Source organism: Nocardioides turkmenicus (genome assembly GCF_011045035.1).
Classification (GTDB): domain Bacteria; phylum Actinomycetota; class Actinomycetes; order Propionibacteriales; family Nocardioidaceae; genus Nocardioides; species Nocardioides turkmenicus.
In genome coordinates, this window is record NZ_JAALAA010000004.1 from 215428 (window position 1) to 238727 (window position 23300).

Annotated in this window: 21 protein-coding genes; 7 read left to right on the forward strand and 14 right to left on the reverse strand. The window is 70.0% G+C overall.

Going from position 1 to position 23300, the window contains the following annotated elements; translation table 11 throughout:
• Positions 1-118: 118 nt before the first annotated feature.
• On the reverse strand, positions 119-1102 hold the full coding sequence (locus G5C66_RS06445; protein WP_165110138.1) for a DUF2332 family protein: 984 nt from the start codon (positions 1100-1102) through the stop codon (positions 119-121).
• 114 nt (positions 1103-1216) lie between these two features.
• On the opposite strand from G5C66_RS06445, the gene G5C66_RS06450 reads away from it, so the two are divergent.
• Complete coding sequence (locus G5C66_RS06450; RefSeq protein ID WP_165110139.1) at positions 1217-2299, forward strand: citrate/2-methylcitrate synthase; 1083 nt, start codon at positions 1217-1219, stop codon at positions 2297-2299.
• 8 nt (positions 2300-2307) lie between these two features.
• On the opposite strand, the gene G5C66_RS06455 is transcribed toward G5C66_RS06450, so the two are convergent.
• Positions 2308-3321, reverse strand: a complete 1014-nt coding sequence (locus G5C66_RS06455; protein WP_206443785.1) for an aldo/keto reductase — start codon at positions 3319-3321, stop codon at positions 2308-2310.
• A gap of 101 nt (positions 3322-3422) precedes the next feature.
• On the opposite strand from G5C66_RS06455, the gene G5C66_RS06460 reads away from it, so the two are divergent.
• Complete coding sequence (locus tag G5C66_RS06460; protein WP_165110140.1) at positions 3423-4250, forward strand: MmyB family transcriptional regulator; 828 nt, start codon at positions 3423-3425, stop codon at positions 4248-4250.
• A gap of 6 nt (positions 4251-4256) precedes the next feature.
• Here G5C66_RS06460 and G5C66_RS06465 read toward each other — a convergent pair whose 3' ends face one another.
• Entirely contained in the window at positions 4257-5474 is a 1218-nt protein-coding gene (locus G5C66_RS06465) for a glycosyltransferase (protein ID WP_338144087.1), read from the reverse strand.
• Positions 5471-7459, reverse strand: a complete 1989-nt coding sequence (locus G5C66_RS26400) for an ArnT family glycosyltransferase (RefSeq protein WP_165110141.1) — start codon at positions 7457-7459, stop codon at positions 5471-5473. The genes G5C66_RS06465 and G5C66_RS26400 overlap by 4 nt, the downstream gene beginning before the upstream one ends.
• A gap of 216 nt (positions 7460-7675) precedes the next feature.
• Between G5C66_RS26400 and G5C66_RS06475 the strand changes: the two genes are divergently transcribed.
• The 3 genes from G5C66_RS06475 (at position 7676) to G5C66_RS06485 (ending at position 11057) form a co-directional block, all read left to right on the forward strand.
• Positions 7676-9019: an FAD-dependent oxidoreductase gene (locus G5C66_RS06475; RefSeq protein ID WP_165110142.1), complete on the forward strand. Its 1344-nt coding sequence runs from the start codon at positions 7676-7678 to the stop codon at positions 9017-9019.
• 196 nt (positions 9020-9215) lie between these two features.
• Positions 9216-9977, forward strand: coding sequence for a Clp protease N-terminal domain-containing protein (locus G5C66_RS06480; RefSeq protein ID WP_165110143.1), 762 nt, complete (start codon positions 9216-9218; stop codon positions 9975-9977).
• 81 nt (positions 9978-10058) lie between these two features.
• Positions 10059-11057 carry a hypothetical protein gene (locus G5C66_RS06485; protein ID WP_165110144.1) on the forward strand — a complete coding sequence of 333 codons (999 nt, stop codon included), beginning with the start codon at positions 10059-10061 and terminating at the stop codon, positions 11055-11057.
• 47 nt (positions 11058-11104) lie between these two features.
• Here G5C66_RS06485 and G5C66_RS06490 read toward each other — a convergent pair whose 3' ends face one another.
• The 4 genes from G5C66_RS06490 to G5C66_RS06505 all read right to left on the reverse strand — a co-directional run bounded on the left by G5C66_RS06490 (position 11105) and on the right by G5C66_RS06505 (position 15838).
• Positions 11105-11998, reverse strand: coding sequence for a dioxygenase family protein (locus tag G5C66_RS06490; RefSeq protein WP_165110145.1), 894 nt, complete (start codon positions 11996-11998; stop codon positions 11105-11107).
• Complete coding sequence (locus G5C66_RS06495) at positions 11998-13050, reverse strand: maleylacetate reductase (RefSeq protein WP_165110146.1); 1053 nt, start codon at positions 13048-13050, stop codon at positions 11998-12000. The genes G5C66_RS06490 and G5C66_RS06495 overlap by 1 nt, the downstream gene beginning before the upstream one ends.
• 27 nt (positions 13051-13077) lie before the next feature.
• Complete coding sequence (locus G5C66_RS06500) at positions 13078-14868, reverse strand: FAD-dependent oxidoreductase (protein ID WP_165110147.1); 1791 nt, start codon at positions 14866-14868, stop codon at positions 13078-13080.
• Between the two features lie 118 nt (positions 14869-14986).
• Positions 14987-15838 (reverse strand): alpha/beta fold hydrolase, encoded by an 852-nt coding sequence (locus G5C66_RS06505; RefSeq protein WP_165110148.1) that lies wholly within the window; start codon positions 15836-15838, stop codon positions 14987-14989.
• A 119-nt stretch (positions 15839-15957) separates the two neighbouring features.
• Here G5C66_RS06505 and G5C66_RS06510 point away from each other — a divergent pair, with 119 nt between their 5' ends.
• Complete coding sequence (locus G5C66_RS06510; RefSeq protein ID WP_165110149.1) at positions 15958-16416, forward strand: nuclear transport factor 2 family protein; 459 nt, start codon at positions 15958-15960, stop codon at positions 16414-16416.
• 26 nt (positions 16417-16442) lie between these two features.
• Positions 16443-17672, forward strand: coding sequence for an epoxide hydrolase family protein (locus G5C66_RS06515; protein ID WP_165110150.1), 1230 nt, complete (start codon positions 16443-16445; stop codon positions 17670-17672).
• A gap of 19 nt (positions 17673-17691) precedes the next feature.
• Here the strand turns inward: G5C66_RS06515 and G5C66_RS06520 are convergent, their stop codons facing one another.
• The 6 genes from G5C66_RS06520 to G5C66_RS06545 all read right to left on the reverse strand — a co-directional run bounded on the left by G5C66_RS06520 (position 17692) and on the right by G5C66_RS06545 (position 23098).
• Entirely contained in the window at positions 17692-18291 is a 600-nt protein-coding gene (locus G5C66_RS06520) for a TetR/AcrR family transcriptional regulator (RefSeq protein WP_165110151.1), read from the reverse strand.
• Between the two features lie 39 nt (positions 18292-18330).
• Complete coding sequence (locus G5C66_RS06525; protein WP_165110152.1) at positions 18331-19377, reverse strand: branched-chain amino acid ABC transporter permease; 1047 nt, start codon at positions 19375-19377, stop codon at positions 18331-18333.
• Positions 19374-20240: a branched-chain amino acid ABC transporter permease gene (locus G5C66_RS06530; RefSeq protein WP_165110153.1), complete on the reverse strand. Its 867-nt coding sequence runs from the start codon at positions 20238-20240 to the stop codon at positions 19374-19376. Before G5C66_RS06530 ends, G5C66_RS06525 begins: the two co-directional genes overlap by 4 nt.
• Positions 20240-20965 (reverse strand): ABC transporter ATP-binding protein, encoded by a 726-nt coding sequence (locus G5C66_RS06535; protein ID WP_165110154.1) that lies wholly within the window; start codon positions 20963-20965, stop codon positions 20240-20242. The genes G5C66_RS06530 and G5C66_RS06535 overlap by 1 nt, the downstream gene beginning before the upstream one ends.
• 112 nt (positions 20966-21077) lie before the next feature.
• On the reverse strand, positions 21078-21809 hold the full coding sequence (locus G5C66_RS06540; RefSeq protein ID WP_165110155.1) for an ATP-binding cassette domain-containing protein: 732 nt from the start codon (positions 21807-21809) through the stop codon (positions 21078-21080).
• Positions 21806-23098 (reverse strand): ABC transporter substrate-binding protein, encoded by a 1293-nt coding sequence (locus G5C66_RS06545; RefSeq protein WP_165110156.1) that lies wholly within the window; start codon positions 23096-23098, stop codon positions 21806-21808. Before G5C66_RS06545 ends, G5C66_RS06540 begins: the two co-directional genes overlap by 4 nt.
• Positions 23099-23300 lie beyond the last annotated feature (202 nt).

Genomic DNA, 23300 nt, shown 5'->3' on the forward strand with positions numbered 1-23300 from the left:
CGTGCTGGTTACCGGCCGGTAACGGTAGGGCAGATCAGCAGGTGGACACCAGGGTTGGCCGTTTGTATCGGTCCAAGACCTGTGGCCTTCCTCACGACTCAGCCTCACGGTCTCACGGCTACCTCCAGCGGAGTGCCGCGCCGTGACCCTGGAACCAGCCGACTCCTCGACCGTCGACCGCGAGACGGAAGTGGTGGTCCGGGTCGGGCGGGTTCGACGCCCCGGTCGCGAGGGACGGGATCACCCGCGGGCCCTCGAGACTGATCCAGTGGCAGCGGCCGGCCGTAACGAGCGTACGCATGCGGTGCTCGAGCTCGACGCGATCATGCTCGTCGAGGTAGGCCGCGGACGCGCTGTGGTGGACCACCGGCGTCCCGCCCGAGGCGGCGGCGATCTCGAGCGCCTCGTCCAGCCGATCGAGCATGTCGCCGGCGAGGAGGTGCGGCGGGTCGGCCCGGGTCACCTCGATCGCCGCGGCCAGACGGTCACGGCGCTCGTCGTGGCCGGGCCAGATCAAGGTGAGCAGCCAGCCCATGTCGTCCTCGTCGGTGACGTCGAGCGGGTTGAGGTCGATCCCGACGCGAGCGGTGATCTGCGGTCGCGCAGCGGGGACAGGGACCGGCCCGAGCGCCGGGATCCGCAGGGAAGGCCCGCCGGAGCCGCGGAGCTCGCCCGCGCCGTCCCAGAGGTAGTCGTAGCGGTCCGGGTAGAGGCACAGCCCGGCGCTGGCACCGAGCTCGACGAGCGCGAGCGGCCTGTCATCGAGCATCCCGAGGGCCGCGACCAGCGCGGTCAGCCGGGCGACCTCGTTGGTCTGCGTACGCCGGGCCAGGATCGTCGCGCGCACCGCCGGCCACTCGGGGCCGAGGAGCATGGCCCGCAGGCCGTCGTAGGGACCGGGCTCCAGACCGTGCCAGCGGGCGGCGGCGAAGACCAGGTTGGCCTGCTGCTTCAGCGTGGGCAGGTCGCTCAGCACCCGGAGCACCTCCGCGTCGTCGGCGACGGCGCTCGCCCAGGCGTGGTAGCAGGGCGAGGTGGACATCTCGACGGCGTGGAGCCGATAGCTCGCTCGGATGTCGGTCAGGTCGTTCAGCGGCAGCATGGCGTCTCCTCCTCGGACGGGTCGGGAGCTCACCGTGCCGCCGCAGGACCGTGCCGCGCGACGTCGATCGAGTCGACATGGCGCCGGAGCCGGTCGGTGGGCGAGAGTGTCGTCGTGACGGAGTGGATCACGACCCGGGAGGCGGCGCAGCGCCTCGGGGTGAAGCGCACGACGCTCTACACCTATGTCAGCCGGAGCCTGCTCACCCGGCGCCGCAGCGGTGGCGAGAGCCTGTTCGACCGCGCCGAGATCGACGCGCTGGCCAGCACCCGCCACCATCCCGGCTCCCCGCTCGGCGTGCTGCCGATGCGTTCGGTCCGCTCGAACGTCAGCGAGGTACGCGAGGGAGAGCTGTTCCTGCGCGGCGTGCCCCTCGCCGACCTGGCCGACGAGCCGCTGGACGAGGTGGTCGATCTGGTCCTGGGACCGGCTCCCGCGGTGGCGGTCGAGGTGCCGGACCACCTGGCCGAGCTGCCGCTCGTCCGCCGGCTTCCCGCGCTGGCGCTGTGGGCGGGGTCTCGCGGTGACTGGGTCGAGCCCGGCGCCGCCGCCGGCGCCGCCAAGGGGCTGCTCGGCGCCGCGCCCCGCGCGCTCGGCGGCGCCGCACCCGCACCAGACCAGCCTGTCGTCGACACGATCTTCGCCGCCGTCGCCGGACGTCGGGGCAGCCCGCGGGAGGTGGCCACGCTCAACACCGCGCTGGTCGCGCTCCTCGACCACGGCCTGGCCGCCTCGGTGGTCGCGGCCCGGGTCGCGGCCTCGGCTCGGGCTTCGGCGTACGACTGCCTGGTCGCGGGATACGCCGCGCTCTCCGGGCGGCTGCACGGTGCCATCGGGCCGTCGGCGCTCGCCGTGCTCCGGGACGGCCCGCCGGCCGACCCGAGCCGGCCGGTGCCCGGGTTCGGGCACTGGCGCCACCCCGAGGGTGACCCGCGGGCCGACGCGATCCTCGCCCGGCTCGCCCTCGTCAACGGCTCCGCACCGGCCCTGGCACGCCTGGACGAGATCGCCTCCCGGACCGATCGCCGGCCCAACGTCGACGGGGCGCTCGCGGCGCTCGTCCTCACCTGCGAGCTGCCCGAGACCGCCGCCGAGGTCTTCTTCCAGGTGGGGCGTACGGTCGGCCTCGCGGCCCACGTCGTCGAGGAGTCGGAGGAGGATCCGCTGCGCTGGCGCGCGACGGATCCCACCACCTGACCCGCGCATCAACCCGCGGACCGCTCGCTGTCGAGCTGGTCCATGAACTGGGTGGGATAGCGGTCACCACGGGCGGCACCGACGGGGACGGCCGCGTCGATGCGGGCGAGGTCGGCCTCGTCGAGCTCGACCGCGTTCGCCCCGGCCATGGACTCCACCTGGCTCACCCGACGGGAGCCGATGACCGGCACGATGTGCTCGCCCTGGGCCGCGACCCAGGCGATCGCCAGCTGCGCCAGGGTGACGCCCTTGTCCTCGGCGATCTGCTCCAGCGCCGTGACCAGCGCCCGGTTGTGGTCGAGGTTGTCGCCCTGGAAACGCGGCATGATCGCCTGCGCTCCGCCGATGCGTCCGCTGCCACCGATCAACCCGCGCCCGAGGACGCTGTACGCCGTGATCCCGATCCCCAGCTCGCGACACGTGTCGAGGATTCCGTTGGTCTCGATCCCCCTGCTGAGCAGGGAGTACTCGATCTGCAGATCGGCGATCTGAGCCACAGCGGCAGCCCGACGGATGGTCTCGGCGCTGACCTCGCTGAGCCCGATGTGGCGTACGTAGCCGGCGTCGACCATCTCCTGGACCGCACCCACGGTCTCCTCGATCGGCACCTGCGGGTCCACGCGCGCGGGGCGGTAGATGTCGATGTGGTCGGTGCCCAGCCGCTGCAGCGAGTACGCCACGAACGACTTGGCCGCCTCCGGCCGCCCGTCGAACCCCACCGGCATCCCGCCGACGGGATCGAGCAGCGCGCCGAACTTGACCGAGAGCACGACGTCGTCGCGGTTCCGGTCGCGCAGGGCCTGGCCGATGAGCATCTCGTTGTGACCGGCACCGTAGAAGTCGCCGGTGTCGATGAGGGTGCCGCCGGCGTCGAGATAGGCGTGGATCACGGCGACGCCGTCGGCGTCGTCCACAGCACCGTACGCACCGGACAGGCTCATCCCGCCGAGCGCGGGCGAGGTCACCATGGGCCCGGTCGCGCCGAGCCGTCTGTTGCTGAACATGAGGTTGGAGGTCGTCATGTCTCCAGCGTGCGGGCGGATCGGGGCGGGCGGCAGGCCGGGCACATCCAGGGACGCACTCTCCCTGGTTGCGGCTCGACCGCCCCCGGATACTGGGAGATGTGATCGACCGCGACGGCCTCGCCGACTTCCTCCGCCGGCGCCGGGCGCTCGTCCGCCCGGCCGATGTCGGCCTGCCCGACGGAGTGCGGCGGCGTACGCCCGGCCTCCGGCGGGAGGAGGTCGCCCTTCTCGCCGGCGTCTCCACCGACCACTACACCCGGCTCGAGCAGGCCCGGGGCTCGGCGCCGTCGGCGCAGGTGGTGAAGGCGATCGCCCGCGCGCTGCAGTGCGACGAGGACCAGCGCGACCACCTCTACTACCTGGCCGGGATGACTCCGCCCCCGCGTCGAGGCCACGTACGTCCCGGGCTGATCGCGCTCGCCAACCGGCTGACCGACCTGCCTGTCGTGATCTGCACCGACCTCGGCGAGGTCGTCTTCTTCAACCCGCTCGCCGAGCTGCTCCTGGCTCATCTGGTCGGGGAGGGCGAGCGCGGGAGCAACATGGTCTGGCGCTGGTTCACCGACCCGGCGTTCCGCGCCATGCCGGAGGAGGACTGGCCACGCATCTCCGCGGCCCACGTGAGCGACCTGCGCGCGACGTACGCCCGTCGCTCCGGCGACTCCGACGTCACCTCCCTCGTCGAGGATCTGCTGGCCGCCAGCGAGGAGTTCCGGGGGCTCTGGGAGCAGCACGAGGTGGGCGTACGCCGCGCCGACCGGAAGACGTTCCTGCATCCTCGGGTCGGCGCGGTGACGGTCCGCTGCGAGGTGCTCGTGACCGAGGGTCACGAGGTCCAGCTGCTCGCCTACTTCCCCGCTGAGGGCACCGATGCCGCGGAGAAGCTCGAGCTGCTCGGCGTCATCGGGACCCAGGCGTTCAGCTGATCGTGCCTATCCGCGGATGTGCATCACCCACCTCAGGATGACGAACCTCAGCAACGTGGCGGTCGCGTTGGCCACGAAGAGGGCGACCAGCTCGGTCGTGTGAGCAGCGCCCGGCGCCGCCGCGTGCAGGACGGCGAGCGAACCGGAGGTCAGCCCGAGGCCGAGCCCGAAGGCGATCAGGCCGGCGGCGTGGTGCTTGACCATGCCCTGGCGTCTGGAGATCCCGAAGGTGAGCCGGCGGTTGGCGGCGGTGTTGGCGACCGCGGTGACCAGCAGCGCGACCAGGTTGGCGACCTGGGCGCCGACCGAGACGCGGAGCAGGAGATAGAGCACCAGATAGGCGAGCGTGCTCATCACGCCGATCGCCGCGAACGTCACCAGCTGCTCCGGCAGACCCTTCTTCCGGGCCGCCGGCACTGCCGTCGGCGAGCCGGTCGAGACCACCTCGCGCAGGTCGATCCGCCCGGAGACGAGTCCCCCGAGGAGCCGAGCGACGCCGCGTACGTCCTCCTTGACGGTCTTCGCGATGTCGACCCTGGAGTCCGGGTCGTCGACCCAGTCCACCGGCACCTCGTGGATGCGCAGACCGGCCTCGGAAGCGAGCACGAGGAGCTCGGTGTCGAAGAACCAGCTGTCGTCCTCGACGAGCGGGAGCAGCTGCTCGGCGACGTCGCGGCGGATCGCCTTGAAGCCGCACTGGGCGTCGGTGAACTGCGCCGACAGCACCGTGTGCAGGAGCAGGTTGTAACCCTTGGACAGGATGTCCCGCTTCGGGCCGCGCTGGATCCGGCTGCCGTGGGCGAGACGGGTGCCGATCGCCAGGTCGGAGTGGCCCGACAGCAGCGGCGCCAGCAGCGGGGCCAGGGCGCGCAGGTCGGTGGAGAGGTCGACGTCCATGTAGCCGACCACCTCTGCCCGCGACGTGGACCAAGCAGCCTTGAGCGCTCTTCCCCGGCCCTTCTCGTCCAGATGGATCGCCCGGACCCGGGTGAGCTCGGTCGCGAGCCGCTCCGCGATCTCCCAGGTGCCGTCGGTGCTCGCGTTGTCGGCGATCGTGATCGTCGTCGAGTAGGGCAGGGTGCGCAGGTAGCCGTCGAGGTGGCGGACCGACGCCTCCAGGCTCTTCTCTTCGTTGTGGACCGGGATCACCAGGTCGATCGCGGTCAGCAGCCTCTTCTCGTCGACCACCCACAACCCGTTGGAGAATGCCGTTCCCGCCGTCACGAGGCGCCCTCCGTCAGGTCGTAGACGGTGGTGTCGCCGATGGTGGTCTCGGTGAAGTTCTCCGTCACCCAGGCGGTGATCTCGGAGGCACTGGAGGTCTCGTCGCCGCCACGCATGCCGCCCATGCCGCCCATCCCGCCGCCGGCGATGAAGTAGTGGATCTCGCCCTCGGCGACGTACTCCTGGAACTGCTCGAGCGCGATGCTGTTCGACGTGCCGTTGAAGCCGCCGATCGCCATCACGGCCTCGCCGGTCTCGAGCTGGAGTCCGGCCGCGGTCTGGGAGCCGATGGACGCCGCCACCCAGGTGTAGTTGCCGGCGTTGGTGCTGACGGCGTCGGCCAGCTCCTCGTCGACCTGGCCGCCGCCCATCATGCCGCCGCCGCGTATGCCGCCGTCTCCGCCGGGCATCTGCTGCGGCTGGCCGTTCGGCGGGGTGCCGGTCGGCGGAGTCCCGTTGAACTGGCCGCCGGGCCCACCGCCCGGCATGGCCCGGCCTCCACCACCCGGGCCGCCCATCCCGCTCTGGTACGGCCCGGCGGTCACGATCGAGCCGGTGTGAGGAGAGCCGATCGTCTGGAGGGCGTACGCAGCAGGCCCGATGCCCAGGGCCACTGCCGCCGCCGCGAGAACCGCCGCCGACGCCCGCCGGGTGAACCGGTCCGCGAAGACGAACGCGGCGGCGACCCCGAGACCGATGATCAGGACGTGCCAGCGCAGCGCGTCGTACGGCTGCTGTCCCGACTGCCCGAGCAGCATCCAGCCCCACACCGAGCTGCCGGCCATGGCGACCGTCAGGGTGATCCGGGCGAGGAGGCTGTCCCGGTCGCGCAACAGGATGACGGTGCCGACGACGACGGTGATCGCGATCCATGGAGCCAGCGCGACCACGTAGTAGTCGTGGTAGATGCCCTCCATGAAGGAGAAGACCAGGCCGGTGACGAGCATCGTCGTGCCGCTGAGCATCAGCGCGGCACGCGTCAGATCCGTCCGCGGCGTCTTGCGCAGCGCGACCAGTCCGGTGACGAGGAGGAGCAGGGCAGCGGGCAGCAGCCAGGAGACCATGCCACCGGAGACGCCCTGGAAGAGACGCAGTGCACCGGCCGCGCTGGAGAAGCCGGCGTTGCCGAGCCCGCCGTAGTCACCGCCGTTGAGCCGGCCCACGCCGTTGTAGCCGAGCGTCAGCTCGAGGAGCGAGTTGCCGGTCGAGCCGTCGATGTAGGGCCGCCAGGACTCGGGGACGAGCTCGACGATCGCGATGTACCAGCCGGCGCTGACGACCATCGCCACGAAGCAGGCGACGCCGTGCGCCATCCTCCGCCCGAGCGAGCCCTTGCCCGCGATCAGGTAGACGACCGCGATCGCCGGGATGATCAGGAACGCCTGCAGCATCTTGGCCAGGAACGCGAAGCCGAGCAGCACACCGGCCAGCACCATCCACCGGCCCTTCCCCGTCTCGATCGCCTTCAACGTCGAGAACCCGGCGCCGACCAGCAGCAGGAGCAGCAGCGCGTCGGGGTTGTTGAACCGGAACATCAGCGCCGCCGCCGGCGTCAGCGCGGTGAACGCGCCTGCCGCGATCCCGGCCTGCCACGGCGCGACCTTCTTGACGAGGCCGTGGACCAGCCCGACCGTCGCCACGCCCATCAGCGCCTGCGGGACCAGGATGCTCCAGGAGGACAGCCCGAAGATGCGTACGGACAGGCCCGTCACCCACAGCGAAGCCGGCGGCTTGTCGACGGTGATCGAGCTGCTCGCGTCGAGTGCCCCGAAGAACCACGCCTTCCAGCTCTCGCCGCCGGCCTGGGCGGCGGCGGAGTAGTACTGGTTGGCATACCCCGACTCGGCGAGCGTCCACAGGTACGCGACTGCTGTCAGGGCGAGCAGGATCATCAGGGACGCGCGCTCGGGGGTCGGGCGCCATCGTGTCGTCGGTGTCGGCTCGGGCGCCGATCGTGCTGTCTGTGGGTCCAGGAGCTGGGTCATGGTGACCACGCTCGATCGTCGGCCTGTGGTCGTCGTACGGTGTGGCTGTGAGCGGCTTATGTGCTGTGGCTCACCGATGTGTCCAAAGGTCCGCGACGCGCCGTACGTGTCGGAGATCACGTCCCCGTGCCTAACCACCTGGTGGAACGGATTCGGAGGGTTACCCGACCCCCTTTAGGCTTGCCTTAGTACATCCACGGAAGGTTGAACTCCCTTATGCGTGACATCCGCGTTGCGATCGTCGGTGCTGGCCCGGCGGGCATCTACGCTGCCGACATCCTCACCAAGGAGCACCCTGGTGCGCGCGTCGACGTCATCGAGCGCCTGCCTGCTCCCTACGGCCTGGTTCGCTACGGCGTGGCTCCTGACCACCCGCGAATCAAGGAGATCATCAAGGCCCTGAAGCGCGTGCTCAACCAGGACGCCATCCGCTTCATCGGCAACGTCGACTTCGGCACCGACCTCAAGCTCGACGACCTGCACCGGTTCTACGACGCCGTCATCTTCGCCACCGGCGCTATGGCCGACCGCGAGCTCGACATCCCGGGGATCGACCTGCCGCAGTCCTACGGCGCGGCCGACTTCGTCAGCTGGTACGCCGGACACCCCGACGTCTCCCGCGACTGGCCGCTCGAGGCCGAGGAGGTCGCCGTCCTCGGCGCCGGTAACGTCGCGCTCGACGTCGCCCGGATGCTGGCCAAGCCCGCCGACGAGCAGCTGGTCACCGAGGTCTCCGACAACGTCTACCAGGGCCTGAGGAAGAACCCGGCCAAGACGATCCACGTCTTCGCCCGCCGCGGCCCGGCCCACATCAAGTTCAGCCCGATGGAGCTGCGCGAGCTCTCCCACTCCCCGTCGGTCGAGGTCGTCGTCGAGGAGGAGGGCTTCGAGATCGACGAGGCCGGCGAGAAGGCGATCCAGAGCCACAAGGCGACCAAGCTCGTCGCCGACATCCTCCTGAAGTACATGGAGGCCCCGTCGGCCGGCAAGCCCCACAAGATCGTCATCCACATGATGCAGAACCCCGTCGAGATCCTCGGCGAGGACGGTCAGGTGGTCGCGCTGCGCACCGAGAAGACCGAATACAACGGCGACGGCACCGTCTCCGGCACCGGCGAGTTCACCGACACCCCGGTCCAGGCCGTCTACCGCGCCGTCGGCTACCTCTCCGAGGCGCTCCCCGACGTGCCCTTCGACGGCGAGAACGGCGTCATCCCCAACGACGGCGGCCGGGTCCTCGACCTCAACGGCGAGCACATCAACGGGACGTACGTCACCGGGTGGATCAAGCGCGGACCGGTCGGCCTCATCGGCCACACCAAGTCCGACGCGAAGGAGACCATCGACAACCTCCTCCACGACCTCGACAAGCTCAAGCCCGCCGAGCACGGCTCGCCCGCCGCGGTCCTCGAGCACCTGTCCGGCAAGGGCGTCGAGTTCACCACCATCGAGGGCTGGGAGAAGCTCGACAACCACGAGCGCGCCCTCGGCGAGGCCCAGGGCCGCGAGCGGATCAAGGTCGTCCCGCGCGACGAGATGATCCAGATCTCCAACGCCTGACCAAAGCGCGTACGCAGCGGGCCGGTCATCCACACGGATGGCCGGCCCGCCGTGTATGTCGAGCAGGTAGTTCAGATCAGCTCGTCCAGGTCCATCTCACGACAGAGTAGACAGATTTCCTGGCCGAAGTTCGGATCGCCCCTCCCTGCGTCAACTTTTGGTTGACGAACACCGATCGTCAACCTAGAGTTGACGCATGACGACTCCCCGCGATGCAGACCCTGCCCTCAAGTCCGTACGCCTCGACACCCTGATCGACTCGATCAAGAAGGCTCGGTCCGAGCCTCTGGACCAGCTGGCCGATGCGATGGTGGTCGGCGAGCACCTGGGCGAGGTGGCCGATCACCTGATCGGGCACTTCGTCGACCAGGCTCGCCGCTCCGGCGCGTCCTGGACCGAGATCGGGACCCGGATGGGGGTCACGAAGCAGGCGGCGCAGAAGAAGTACGTCCCCAAGGCCGGCGACCAGCCGCTCGACCCGAACGCCGGGTTCGCGAAGTTCACCCCGCGTGCCCGCACGGTGGTGGTCGCGGCCCAGGCGGAGGCACGGAAGGCCGCGAACGCCGAGACCGGCGTACCTCACCTCGTGCTCGGTCTCCTCTCCGAGCCGGAGGGCGTCGCGGGGCACGCGATCCGGGCGCAGGGTGTGACGCTGGAGGCGGTCCGCGAGGTGGCGACCGCGGCCACGCCGGAGCCCTACGGCGAGGTCGGCGAGATGATCCCGTTCACCGCCGATGCCAAGAAGGTGCTCGAGCTGACCTTCCGCGAGGCCCTCCGCCTGGAGCACTCCTACGTCGGCACCGAGCACATCCTGCTCGCCCTCCTCGAGCACGAGGACGGTGCCGGGATCCTGCACGACGCCGGCATCGAGAAGGAGGCGACCGAGCAGAGCATCACCTCGATCCTCGACTCGCTGAAGGTCGACTTCGACGCGGCCGAGACGGCCGCCCAGGAGTAGCAGCGCAGAAGGGCTACCTGATCTGAGGGACCGTCGGCACGAGCGAACAGCACGTGCCGACGGTTTCGCTACGTTCCGAGAATGCCTCGCAGTCTCGCCCGACTCGTCCTCGGCATGGTCCTGGCCACCGCGGTCGTCACCGTGCCTGCCTCGGTGACCGTGCCGTCGGCCGAGGCGGCCTGCCGGCCGGCGCTGCAGTCGCTGACGCTCGCGAGAGGCACCGTGGCCGGCGGCACCTCGACCACCGCCACGGTCAGGCTGACCTGCCGGGCCCCGAGGCGCACCCCGGTGCAGCTGTGGGCCAGCACCGGCATCCGGGTCCCGGCGTACGTCTATGTCGCTCGCGGCCGGAGCACGACCACGGTCACCGTCCGGACCTCACCGACGACGGTCCGCAGCAGCGGCCGGGTCAAGGCGGTCCACCGGCAGGTCGTACGTCGCGCGACACTGGTCCGCACGGTCACGCCGTGCTACCCCACGCCGGTGCCGACCTCCGTGGCGCTGCCCGCGTACGTCCACGCCGGCCAGACCGCCACCGGCATGGTGACGCTCGACTGCGTCGCCAAGACCTCGCTGGCGGTGAGCCTCACCTCGAGCTCGTCCTGGGTCAGCGTGCCGGGCACGCTCACGATCGTGGCCGGGCGGCGTACGGCGTCGTTCCGGGCCGTGACGAAGGCTCCGTCGACCGGGTCGCTGCCGGCGTTCGACGTGACGATCCGGGCGACGCGCGGCCGGAAGAGCGCGGCCCGGGTGATGCAGGTGCGGCCCGAGATCCGGCCGTTCCGGGCCGGGGACCGGTTCACCGTCAACGAGCCGGTGCTGACTCCCGAGGGCACCGACGGCTGGGTGCGGGGCACCCTCCGGATCACCCTGGACCATCCGGCCGGGCCGGGCGGGCTCGACGTGAACGGCTCGGTCATCCCCGAGGGCGGGACCTGGACCGAGGCGACGATCTATCACCACGCCTATCCGCCGGACTCCCGCGTGACCGACCATCTCACCATCGTCGACTCGACCGGCAACGTCCTGGTTCACGAGGACTTCACCTATGTCGTCCATCGCGCCCCCGAGGGCCCCTGACGTGCCGCGGGGCAACACCCCTGTGCCCGAAGCACGCCAGGGACGTCTCAGACCCCGGCGGGCGCGAGCACGATGTCGAACCGCACCGTGGACCAGGTGCCGTCGACGGCTCGCCCGTCCGGCGTCGGCGTCCCGGCGGCCTGCCGCTCGAACTTCTTGATCAGCGACTCCTTGACCCCGAAGACGGTGTCCTTCCAGCCGACCGGGTCGCCCTCCGGGAAGATGTGGGTGACCAGCGTGCGACAGCCCTCGTGGGTGACCATGAAGTGCAGGTGGGAGGCCCTCAGCGGCGAGCGCCCGACCGCGGCCAGCATCTTGCCGACCGGGCCGTCGTCGGGGATCGGGTACGGCGTGGGCGTCAGCCCCCAGAACCGGTAGCCGCCCTCCTCGTCGGTGAACAGGTGCGCCCGGGCAGCCCGGGCACCCGCGTCGCGCTGGACGTCGTAGAGCCCGTCCTCGTCCGCCTCCCAGACCTCGATCCTGGCTCCGACCAGCGGTTTCCCGTCGGTGTCGGTGACGGTCCCGGTGACCCAGCAGGGCTCGCCCGGGGCTCCGAAGGCCATGTCCCCGCCGAGCTCGATCGCCGGGGAGTCCTCCACGAAGAACGGCCCGAAGACGGTGGCCTCGGTCGCGTCGGCGTACGCGGCGTTGTTGATGTTGATCGTCTGCATCGAGGCACCGAGGGTGTCGGAGAGGAGGATGAACTCCTGGCGTACGTCGTCGGTGATGTGGCCGGCCTTGGTCAGGAACTCGATGGCCGCACCCCACTCCTCCTCGGTGAGGCGTACGTCGCGGATGAAGGCGTGCAGGTGACGCGTCAGCGAGACCATGACCTCCTTCAGGCGCGGGTCCTCGCACGCGTCGAAGGACGCGACCACGGCGTCGACCAGGGTCTGCTCGACCGCCTGCTGCTCCGGCGATACGTCGGCTCCGTCGCTCATCAGCTCTCCTCTCCCGCCCACGCCGCGGTCAGCAGCGCGGTCAGGTTCTCCTCGGTGACCGGGGTGGGGTTGTTGTCGGGGATGGCGGCCATGATCGGGGCGACCGCCTTGGCGATGCCGTCCTCGGGCATGCCGTAGTCCTGGAGCGCCTTCGGCGCATCGAGCGTCGTACGCAGCTCCGCCAGCCCCGCCACGGCACTCGGTGCACCGAACGCGGCCGCCATCCGCGCCTCCGCCTCGGGGGCGTTCGGGGCGTTGAAGGCGAGCACGTGCGGGAGCACGACCGCGTGGGTCTGGGCGTGGGGCAGGTTGAACATGCCGCCGAGCACGTGGCAGATCTTGTGGTGCATGCCCGACCCGGCGGAGGTGAACGAGACCGCGGCCAGGTAGGCGCCGTAGAGGGTCTGCTCGATCCCCTCTACGCTCGCGCCGTCCGCCGCGACCAACGGCAGCCCACCGGCGAGCCCGCGGATCCCCTCGGCGGCGTTGACCTGGTCGATGGGGTCGACCCGCGGCCCCCACATCGCGTCGACGCAGTGGGCGAGCGCGTTCAGCCCGCTGGCGACGGTCATCTCGCCGGGCAGGGTGGTCAGCAGCGTCGCGTCGTAGACGACCGAGCGCGGCAGGACCCGGGCGTCGATGCCGGTCGTCTTGGTCTCGCCCGAGGTCAGCCCCCAGACGTTGGTCGCTTCCGACCCGGCGTACGTCGTCGGGACCGCCACGATCGGCAGCCCCGTGGTGAGCGCGACCGCCTTGGCGAGCCCGGTGGTCGAGCCGCCGCCGACGCACACCAGCGCGTCGACAGCGGCCTCGGCCGCCCGCTCGCGAGCCCGTTCGGCGACCTCGACCGGGACGTGCATCACGACCTCGTCGTGGCGCAGCGCTACCGGTACGTCGGCGGTCACCCGGGCGGCGATCTCGGCCTCGCGCTCGCCGGCGATGACCATCACCCGCCGCGCGCCGAGCTCGTCGATCTCCGCCGCCACCGCGGCGGGCGCCTCGCCGGTGGCGAAGCGGACCCGCTGCGGCAGCGACTCATGCGTGAACTTCATGTGCTCCCCCCGCTCGGACCGGATCGATCAGGCCTTGCCCAGCAGCGTCGCGACCGCGTCGCCCAGCGCGGTGCCGGGGTCCTCGGGCAGCGACATGGCGCGCCAGGCGATGTGCTTGTCGGGGCGGACCAGGATGGCGCCGGACTCCTCGACCTCGCGGAGCTTGGCCCAGTCGAAGTAGAGGTCGGTGACCGGGCGGCCGGGGCCGATCACGACGGTCTCGAGAGGGATCCCGAACTTCGTCCGCGCCGCCTCCGCCGCCTCCGACCATGCCTCGCCGGCGATGCCGGTGATCAGGGTCCACTGGGTATAGGGCGCCAGGTCGAGCATCGCGTGCTTCTCGACGTTGTCGCCGATCCAGGCGTGCGGCAGGTGCGCACCGGGGCAGGTCGACATCCGGTGGTAGAGGTCATCGTCGTCGGTCGGCGCCGGGCGGGTGCCGTCGGAGAGGATCGCGTTGGACTCGTAGAACTGGCCGAGCTCGACGCCGTGGGCGTTGAACTCGTAGTTCTTGCGCTCCATCGCGGTGACCAGCGCGGCCCGCTTGGCGGCGCCCTCGGGGGTGTTGGCCTTGCGCTCCTCGATGGCCTTGGCCATCTCCTCGCCCTCGAGGCCGACGACACCGAGCGCCTCGAAGAGCTCGCCGAACTCGCGCGCGGACTGGTTGGCCCGGGTCACGATGCGCTTGGCGACCGGCGCGCGCTCGGCGGAGTAGGACTCCAGGAGCGACGGCTCGGCGTAGCCCTGGAGCACCGCGGCCAGCTTCCAGGCCAGGTTGTAGGAGTCCTGGATCGAGGTGTTGGAGCCGAGGCCGTTCGACGGCGGGTGCCGGTGGATGGCGTCGCCGGCACAGAAGACGCGGCCCTTCTGGGCGTGGGTCGCGTACATCTCGTTCACGCCCCACAGCGAGTAGCCGGTCACCTCCGGCTCCAGGTCGGGCATGCCGAGCAGGTCGCGGATGACCTTGACCGCGTACTCCTCGGTGAGCTCCGGCGGCGGCTGGCTGATGTCGTAGCCCCACACGATCAGCCACTCGTCCCACGGGCGGACCATGCGGACCAGGCCGGTGCCGATGCCGCCGACGTTCGAGCCCGGCTGGATGACCCAGTAGAGGACCGAGGGGCGGTGGTCGACGAGCTCGGAGAGGTCGGCCTTGAAGGTGATGTTCATCGACCCGGCGATGTCCATCGCACCCTCCATCGGGAGGTCGATGTCGGCGCCGACCTGGGTGCGGGCACCGTCGGCACCGATGAGGAACTTCGACCGGATCTTGTACTCGTGGCCGGTCAGCCGGTCGCGGGCGATCGTGGTGACGCCGTCCTCGTCCTGGACGTGCGAGACGTACTCGGTGGAGAACCGGGTCTGGGTGCCGCGCTCGGTGGCGTTGCGGACCAGGATCGGCTCCAGGTAGGTCTGCGGGATGTCGACGGTCAGGCACGGGCTCGCCAGCTGGTAGTCGGCCTCGCGGTCGGGGCGCGTGCCCCAGGTGCGGATGCGGCCGATCTCCTCGCCGGCGATGCTCGTGCAGAAGACGGTGTCACCGACCAGCTCGTGCGGGGTCGCGTCGGCGAGCACCTGCTCCTCGATGCCCAGGTCGCGGAAGATCTCCATCGCGCGCTGGTTGGTGATGTGCGCCCGCGGGGTGTTCGCGGTCCAGCGGTACTTCGTGATCATGATGTTGTCGACACCGAGCTCGCTCAGGAAGAGCGCGGCGGACGCACCGGCCGGGCCGGATCCCACGACGAGGACGTCGGTGGTCACGACGTCCTCGGTCTCCGGGATCTCGGTCTCTTTCTGGCCGTCGTCGAAGACTGGCATTTCCTCACCTTTCTGAGACCGCGGTGGGGTGTGTGATCGCAGTCTCAGGGCGAGTCTTACCGCCCCGCTCGGGCGGCATCAAAGGTGGGCTCGCGGGTTGGCGGAAATGCGTACGCAACTAGCGGGCGAGCCACTCCGAGATCGCCGCGATCGTCGAGTCGGGCTTCCGGGCCCACTTGAAGTGGTCGATTCCGGGCTCGTCCAGGTGGACCCGCTCGACCTCGAGCCCGGGCATCCGCCGGTGGATCTCGTCGACGGTCGCGCTGGGCGCCAGCCAGTCGCCCTCGATGGAGACGATCAGCGCGGGCTTGGCCAGGGCTCGCATGTCCGTGGTGACGTCGCGCGCCGGGCTGCCGAGGCGGAGGCGGCCGGTGCGGGCGTACCGGGCCCATTCCTTCATCAGCGTGCGCGCCTCGCGTCCGGCGAACTTGAGCTGCTTGCCGGGGAAGTGCCCGACGACCCGGCCGATCAGGCCCATCGCCTGGCTGGCGACCAGGAAGCCCGGGCCGTAGTTGCGCCAGTAGGGCGTCTGCGACGCGACGTAGATCAGCCCGGCGACGCGGTCGGGGTGGAGCGCCGCGTAGGCGCTGGCGGCCTGACCGCCGAGGCTGTGCCCGAGGACGTACGTCGCGCCGGCCGATGCCGGGACCAGCTCGCCGAGACGGTCGACCGCGGCGGCGATGTCGTCGACCAGGTCGGCGTAGCCGAAGTCGTAGCCCCAGCCGGCGACGCGCCCACCGAGCTCCTCGTGACCCCGCTGCTCCATCCGCCCGACGTTGATCCCCGCCTCCGCGAAGGCGATGATCAGCTTGTCGTAGTAGCCCGCGGGCATGCCCATCGCGGGCACGACGAGCACTGTCGGCGCCTCGGGGTCGGCTGCACGGACCACGGTCAGCGTGAAGCTGGTGCCTTCGGCACGCTCGATCGGGTGCGCCTCGGGGGTGGTCGTGGGGGTCGAAGTCTCGGTCACGCGGCAATGTTACCCGCCAGTAAGACGAGTGGTTGACTCAGCCGAGATTCTGGACTTGTGGGTCCAAATTTCGCAGAGCATCCTGTTTGGACCAAGTAGTCCACACAGGAAGGAATGCCGTGGAGACCCTCGAGCGACTCAGCATCATCGAGGACGTACGTCGCCTGATGGCGCGCTACGTCCGCTACGCCGACCACCAACGCTGGGACGATCTGGCCGGCCTCTTCACCGAGGACGGCACGTTCACCCCGCACAAGCCGGACGGATCGGTCTGGCTGCGCATGAACGGGCGCGACGAGATCAGCGCAACCGTCGGCGCCAGCGGCGGCCCCGGCGTCACCCTGGTCCATCACCTGTTCTCCGACGAGATCGACGTCGACTCGGCGGAGACCGCGCGCGGCGTCTTCGCGATGGAGGACATCGTCACCCGGCCGGAGGACGCCGAGGTGTCCGAGACCATCCCCTTCCGCCGCATGCACGGGTTCGGCCACTACCACGCCCGGTTCGTCAGGACCGACGGCTCCTGGCGGATCGCCGAGCTGACCCAGACCCGCATCCGACTCGACTTCACCCACTGACCTTCACCCGGAAAGCAGCACTCACCATGGACAAGACCACCGAGCTCGCCCCCTTCAAGATCGACATCCCTCAGGACGCCCTGGACGATCTCCAGGACCGCCTGCGGAAGACCCGCTACTTCGACGACCTCGACAACGAGGAGGGCTACTACGGCATCAGCACCGCCTACCTGAAGCCCCTGGTCGAGTACTGGGCCGACGGCTTCGACTGGCGGGCACAGGAGGAGCGGCTCAACACCTACGAACGGCATCAGCTCGACATCGGCGGCACGCCCGTGCAGTTCGTGCACGCGCGCGGCAAGGGTGAGAACCCGATCCCGCTGATCGTCCTGCACGGCTGGCCGTGGCCCGGCGAGTTCAGCTACCAGCTCATCGGCCCGCTGACCGATCCAGGAGCCCACGGGGGCGACCCGTCGTTGTCGTTCGACGTGATCATCCCCGACCTTCCCGGGTTCGGCTTCTCGACGCCCGTCGGCCGGGGCGATCTGAACTACTGGAAGATCGCCGACATCATCCACGAGCTCATGACCGAGGTCCTGGGCCACGAGAAGTACGCCGTGGCCGGCTCCGACTACGGCGCACTCGTCACGAGCGCCCTGGGCCACAAGTATGCCGACAGCATCATCGGCCTGCACTTCGGCCATGACCTCCCGCCGGGGATGTTCGAGAACGAGCGGTTCTGGGACCTGACCGACGGGGCGAAGACCCCGGACGACGCCTCGGAGGAGTGGCGAGCCGGCTGGAAGAGCTTCGTCGACACGTACGCCTCACACGTCGCTGCGCACATGCTCGACGGTTCGACGCTGACGCACGGTCTCAACGACTCTCCCATCGGCATGCTGGCCTGGCTGCTGAAGCGCTGGAAGTCGTGGAGCGACAAGCGGGGTGACTTCGAGGCGGCGTTCCCGCGTGACTTCATCCTCACCCAGGCGACCATCTTCTGGGTGACGCAGTCGATCGGCACCTCGATCCGGATGTATCGCAACGCGGAGCGCTACCGGTTCGTGCCCTCCCACGACCGACAGCCCGTCGTGGAGGCGCCGGCCGGTTTCACGTTCCTCCTCGGCGATGCGTACCCGCCTGCCATCGACACCGTCGAGGACCGCATCGCTCACTTCGAGAACGGCCCGACACGGGGCCTGTTCAACGTGGTCAACGTGAACGCCCACGAGAAGGGCGGCCACTTCGTCCACTACGAGAACCCCGAGGCCTTCGCGGCCGACCTGCAGGAGACCTTCCGCAGGATCCTCGGCTGACCTCTCCGACGGGCTGTGGCTAGGCCGCAGCCCGTCCGGAGTCGCGCAGGTGGCTGATCAGCAGCGCCAGGATCGCTTCGAGGTGGTCGGTCCGGCCGGTCACCATGAGCACCGAGACTCCGCCCTGGATGCCGGCGATCATCGCGGCCGACGTACGCCGGGCGTCGATCTCGGCGCTCACCGAACCGTTCGCCTGCATCGTCTCGATGCCGCGCCGGAGATGGTCCTGCCACTGGCCGATCAGCGTCGTCGAGACCTCTGCAGCCCCGGGAACGCTGCCCACCTGGTTCATCAGCGACGCCAGCGGACAGTGGGCACCCTGGGCCTGGTAGCGGGCGAGGACCGCCTTGCGCCAACGGTCCCAGGCGGCCCAGGAGTCGAGCTCGCTGATGTGCGGCTGCTGGTCGTCGATGACCCGAGCGGCCTCGAGGCGGGCGACCTCGAGGAACAGCTCCTCCTTGCCACCCGGGAAGTAGTGGAAGATCTGGCTCTTGCTCGTCTGGGTGGCCGCGCGGATGTCGTCCAGCGTCGCAGCTCCGGGGTCGGTGCTGCGGAGGTAGGCCGCCGCACCCTCGAGCAGACGCTGGCGCGTGGCCATGCCCTTGGTGGTGAACGCCATGCGACGAGCCTATCGATTATCGGACCAACTGGTCCAAAATCAATCGAAATCCACAGACTGGGCCCGTTGTGGAGAAGCCTGTGGATAAACCTGGTGACCGACCGGGAAGACCTCGTAGCGTCCCCGCGCCACCAGCCCCCACAGGCCGCGCGGTGCCAGCAGCACGACGGCGATCGCGACCGCTCCGAGCGCGATGAGGTACCAGGTGCCGTAGGAGTCCAGGAGCTGCTGCAGCGCGAAGAAGATCACCGCTCCCAGGATCGGGCCCTCGATCGTCCCCAGCCCGCCGATCACGACGATGAAGATCATGAAGGCCGTGTACTGCACCGAGAACATCGAGTCCGGCGAGACCCGCAGACCGTTGACCGCGATCAGCGCACCGGCCAGGCCTGCGCCACCGGACGCGGCGACATAGACCAGCCGCTGCGAGCGCCGCACCGCGACACCGAGCGACGCCGCCGCCACCGCGTCGTCGCGGATCGCGGTCAGGCCGAGGCCGACGCGCGAGCGCATCAGGACGTACGTCGCGAGCACGACGAGCACGGCCAGCACGAGCGCCAGGTAGTAGACGGTCGCGATCCGGGTCACCCGGTCGACACCCTGGAAGGCGGTGAGCGAGAGACCGGAGCCGCCGCCGAAGCCCGGCAGCTCCTGGGTGACCAGCTTGAACACCTCCGCCACCACCCAGGTGCCGATCGCGAAATAGCCTCCGACCAGGCGGAACAGCAGGAACGAGGTCGGGACGGCGAGCGCCGCGCAGACCAGGCCGGCCGCCACCACCGCCACCGGGATCGGCAGCCCGACCACATCGGCGAGCTTGATCACGCCGTAGCCGCCCGCACCGATGAACGCCTGCTGCCCGATCGAGACCAGCCCGCCGTAGCCGGCCATCAGGTTCCAGGTCGTGCCGAGGATGATCAACGCGAAGAGCGTGACCAGGTTCGTCACGTCACCTGGGCTGAACACGAACCAGGGCGCCGCAGCCAGGAACACCACGATCGCGGTCAGGACACCGCCGCCGGCCAGTGACGGCCAGCCGCCGCGTACGACCTTCAGGTCTTGTGGAGCGAGGGTTGAGGTGCTCATGCGACCACCGCCTTCGGGAGCAGACCCTGGGGCCGGAACAGGAGGACGACCAGGAAGACCAGGTGGCCGGCGAGGACGCCGTAGGCCGGGTCGATCTGGGCGCCGACGGTCTGCGCGACGCCGAGCACGAGCCCGCCGAGGAGCGTGCCCCACAGCGAGCCGAGACCGCCGATGATGACCGCCTCGAAGGCGAAGATGAGGACCAGGTCCCCGTACGTCGGGCTGAACTGCGTCGACATGCCGAGGAAGACGCCGGCCAGTGCGACGGTGCCGATCGCGATGGCGGTGGCGAGGGCGTACATGTGCCTCTCGTCGATCCCCATGAGCGTGGCCGCCTCGGGGTCGTCCTTGGTCGCGCGCATGGCGCGGCCGATGCGGGTGTGGGAGAGGTAGAGCTGCAGGCCGACGATGACCGCGACCGCCACCACGAGCGTGATCAGCGAGAAGACGCCGAGCCTGAGCTGCCCGAGCTCGACCGAGGCCGTGGACAGGTCGCCGATCGAGATCTTGCGGGAGTCGGCGGTGAAGATCTCCTGGAGCAGGTTGGCGCCGATGACGGCGAGGCCGAAGGAGACCAGCAGCGGCGACAGCTCACCATGGCGCAGGGCGGCGTTGAACAGGCCGCGCTGGATCGCGTAGCCGACCGTGGCGAGCACCGGGATGACGACGACGAGGGTGAGGAACGACGGCATTCCGGTCTGCTGGGCGAGCCAGAGCGCGAGGTAGGCCGCGGCGACGGCGAGGATGCCGTGGGCGAGGTTGACGATCCGCATCACCCCGAAGATGAGGCTCAGGCCGCAGGCGAGGAGTGCGTACTGCCCGCCGAGCAGGAGTCCCTGCAGGACCGCGTTGATCCAGTCCATCAGCCGACCTCCCTTCCGTCGGTGTCGTCGACCCCGAAGTACGCCGCCTGGATCTGCTCCCGGGTGACCTCGGCCGCTGCTCCTTCGAGGACCGTGCGGCCCTCGAGAAGGCACTGCACCCGGTCAGCGACGGCGAGTGCCTGAGTGAGGTCCTGCTCGACCACGAGCACGGTCGTCCCCTTCTCGGCGATCGCGGGGAGCGCCTGGTAGATGTCGGCGATCACGACCGGGGCGAGCCCGAGCGAGACCTCGTCGAGCAGGAGCAGCTTCGGGTTGGACATCAGCGCCCGGCCGATCGCGGTGGCCTGCTGCTCGCCGCCGGACAGGTGCGCGCCGCGGCGTCCCCGCTTCTCGGCGAGGAGCGGGAAGGCGTCGTAGACGGTCCGCAGATTCCAGGGGCCCGGGCAGCGGCCGTGCGCGCCGACCTTGAGGTTCTCCTCGACGGTGAGCGAGCCGAAGATCCGGCGGCCCTCCGGGGTCAGCGCGATGCCCTCGCGGACCCGCCGGTGAGCGGGGGTGTGGGAGACGTTGTGGCCGTCGAAGCGGATCTGGCCGGCGCTCGGGCGGAGCAGACCGGCGATCGTCTTCAGGAGCGTGGACTTGCCCGCACCGTTGGCGCCGATCACGGCCAGCGTCTCGCCCTCGGCGACCGTGAGGGTGATGCCGTGCAGGGCGCGGAAGTCGCCGTAGGCGACGTCGATCGCGTCGACTTCGAGCAGGGTCATCGGTTTCCCTCGAATGCTGACCGAGGTAACTCGGTGAATGGGTACTGGCTTCGTGGAACTCCGCGAGGGGAGTGGGCGTCCACCGAGTTACCTCGGTGAGCATTCGCCGGGCTCACGCGCCCTCCAGATCAGGCGAGCCGAGGTAGACGGCGGCGACGGCGTCGCTCGCCATCACCTCGCGGGGGTCGCCCGTGGCGACGACGTCGCCCTGGGCCAGGCACATCAACCGGTCCACGACCTGCAGCAACGCGTGCACGATGTGCTCGATCCAGACGACACCGGTGCCGCTGTCGCGGATCGCCGAGATGGTCTCGATCAGGGCCGGGAGCTCGTGCTCGGTGAGACCGCCGGCGATCTCGTCGAGGAGCAGCAGCCGCGGTTGGGTGGCCAGCGCACGGGCGAGCTCGAGCCGCTTGCGGTCGAGCAGCCGCAGCGAGCCGGCGGGGGTGTTGGCGAGGTGGGTGAGCGACGCGGTCTCCAGCGCCTGCCAGGCCTGCTCGTTCGCCTCGCGGCGGCGCGTACCCGCGCCGAAGGTGGAGCCGACCAGCACGTTCTCGAAGACGGTGAGGCCCTCGAAGGGGCGGGGGACCTGGAACGTACGTCCGATCCCGAGAGCGGTACGCCGCGCCGCCGGCATCCGGGTGACGTCGGCGCCGTCGAACCGGATGGTGCCGGCGTCGACCGGAAGGGTGCCGGTGACCAGGTTGAGCAGCGTGGACTTGCCGGCGCCGTTGGGCCCGACGATGCCGAGCGCCTCGCCCGCGGCGACGTGGAAGGAGACCGAGCGGGCCGTGACGACCTGGCCAAAGGACTTGGCCAGGCCGTCAGCGTGCAACAACGTCACTTGAGCGCCTCGGGCTCGCCCCCGAGCGGTACGTCGGGAGCCAGCGAGTTCTGCACGACGACCAGCTCGAACGGGTGCTCCCCGCCCTCGACCTGGCGCCACTGACCGCCCGCGAGGGAGGTCTTGGCGACGTACGGCGGGACGTTCTCGTCCTTGCCCCAGGCGACGTCACCGACGACCGTGGAGACCTCGAGCCCGGCCAGCGCCTTGGTGATCGCGTCGGCGTCGGTCGAGCCCGCCTCGGTCACCGCCGCGGTCGCGACCTCGAACAGGGCGTGGGCGAAGCCCAGCGGCTGGGTCCACTGCTTGCCGGTCTTCTCCTCGTACGCGTCCGCCAGCTCCTGCGCGGACTCGCCGGTCAGCGAGGACTTGTAGGGCGCGGTCGGGGTCCACCAGACCTCGGTCGAGAGGTTGTGGGCGATCGGGCCCAGCGCCTCGACGCTGCTCGGGAAGAGGAGGGCCTTGCCGATGGTGGCGACCTTCGGGTTGTAGCCCTGCTGCTTCGCCTGCTGCCAGAAGGTGGTGAAGTCCGGCGGGATCGGGACGCCGACGAGCACGTCGTGACCCTTGTAGGCGCTGATCTGGGCGGAGAAGTCCTTGGTGCCGTTGGGGTAGTTGCCCGGGTTGTCGATCTTCACGCCGGACGCCTCGGTGAGCGCGGGGAAGTTGGCGCCCCAGGCCTCGCCGTCGGGGTCCTTCGGGAACAGGCCGCCGGCCTTCTTGTTGTTCGCGACCTTGCCCCAGATGTCGGCGTAGACCGTCGAGACGTCCTCGAGGCCCCAGAAGAAGTGGTAGCTGTACTTCAGCTCGGCCGGCTTGTCGCCGCTGCGGATCGCGAACGGCTGCCACGGGGCGACCGTGGTGATGCACGGGATCGAGTTGGCCTCGCACTGCTCCGAGACCGGGTTGACGATGTCGGGCGTCGAGGAGGCGACGATGATGTCGGCGCCGTCCTTGTTGATCAGGTCGCCGGCCACCGCCCCGGCCTTCGTGGTGTCGCTCTGCGCGTCGCGCACCACGATCTCGACGTCGAGCTCCTTGTCGCCCGCCTTGACCGGGTTGTCCTTGAAGTACGTCTCCAGCTCGTCGACGACGAAGCTGTTCGCCTCGCCGAACGGCGCCGAGGAGCCCGTCTCCGTCGAGACGAACCCGATGGTGAGCGTGTCCTCGCCGCCACCGCCTTCGTCGTCGATGCCGCCCGATCCGCAGGCCGTCAAGGTCAGCGCCATCGCTGCGACACCAGCGGCGGCCAGGCTCAGGCCGCGTCCGGTGGTGAGTCCGTTGCGCACGTACGTCTCCTTAGAGAGTGTGGGGTGAACGAGAGTGTCGTCCGCCAGCGCCCCTACGGGTGGGAAGCAGGGTCTTGATGGCGGAAAATCGCATGGAAGACCTATCGGACTTTGGTGGACTTGTCACTCTTTCGCGCCGAGAAGTGAGTTCTGGGCGCCGAGAAGTCAGTTGTGGCGTACGAAACTCGACTTTCGTACGCCA

Bases quoted from the DNA above. Each gene is read 5' to 3' on its own strand.
- G5C66_RS06525 (WP_165110152.1), bottom strand. From the start codon at position 19,377: ATGAGCACCTCAACCCTCGCTCCACAAGACCTGAAGGTCGTACGCGGC.
- G5C66_RS06485 (WP_165110144.1), top strand. From the start codon at position 10,059: ATGCCTCGCAGTCTCGCCCGACTCGTCCTCGGCATGGTCCTGGCCACC.
- G5C66_RS06445 (WP_165110138.1), bottom strand. From the start codon at position 1,102: ATGCTGCCGCTGAACGACCTGACCGACATCCGAGCGAGCTATCGGCTC.
- G5C66_RS26400 (WP_165110141.1), bottom strand. From the start codon at position 7,459: ATGACCCAGCTCCTGGACCCACAGACAGCACGATCGGCGCCCGAGCCG.
- G5C66_RS06535 (WP_165110154.1), bottom strand. From the start codon at position 20,965: ATGACCCTGCTCGAAGTCGACGCGATCGACGTCGCCTACGGCGACTTC.
- G5C66_RS06455 (WP_206443785.1), bottom strand. From the start codon at position 3,321: ATGACGACCTCCAACCTCATGTTCAGCAACAGACGGCTCGGCGCGACC.
- G5C66_RS06530 (WP_165110153.1), bottom strand. From the start codon at position 20,240: ATGGACTGGATCAACGCGGTCCTGCAGGGACTCCTGCTCGGCGGGCAG.
- G5C66_RS06475 (WP_165110142.1), top strand. From the start codon at position 7,676: ATGCGTGACATCCGCGTTGCGATCGTCGGTGCTGGCCCGGCGGGCATC.
- G5C66_RS06495 (WP_165110146.1), bottom strand. From the start codon at position 13,050: ATGAAGTTCACGCATGAGTCGCTGCCGCAGCGGGTCCGCTTCGCCACC.
- G5C66_RS06515 (WP_165110150.1), top strand. From the start codon at position 16,443: ATGGACAAGACCACCGAGCTCGCCCCCTTCAAGATCGACATCCCTCAG.
- G5C66_RS06490 (WP_165110145.1), bottom strand. From the start codon at position 11,998: ATGAGCGACGGAGCCGACGTATCGCCGGAGCAGCAGGCGGTCGAGCAG.
- G5C66_RS06500 (WP_165110147.1), bottom strand. From the start codon at position 14,868: ATGCCAGTCTTCGACGACGGCCAGAAAGAGACCGAGATCCCGGAGACC.
- G5C66_RS06480 (WP_165110143.1), top strand. From the start codon at position 9,216: ATGACGACTCCCCGCGATGCAGACCCTGCCCTCAAGTCCGTACGCCTC.
- G5C66_RS06520 (WP_165110151.1), bottom strand. From the start codon at position 18,291: ATGGCGTTCACCACCAAGGGCATGGCCACGCGCCAGCGTCTGCTCGAG.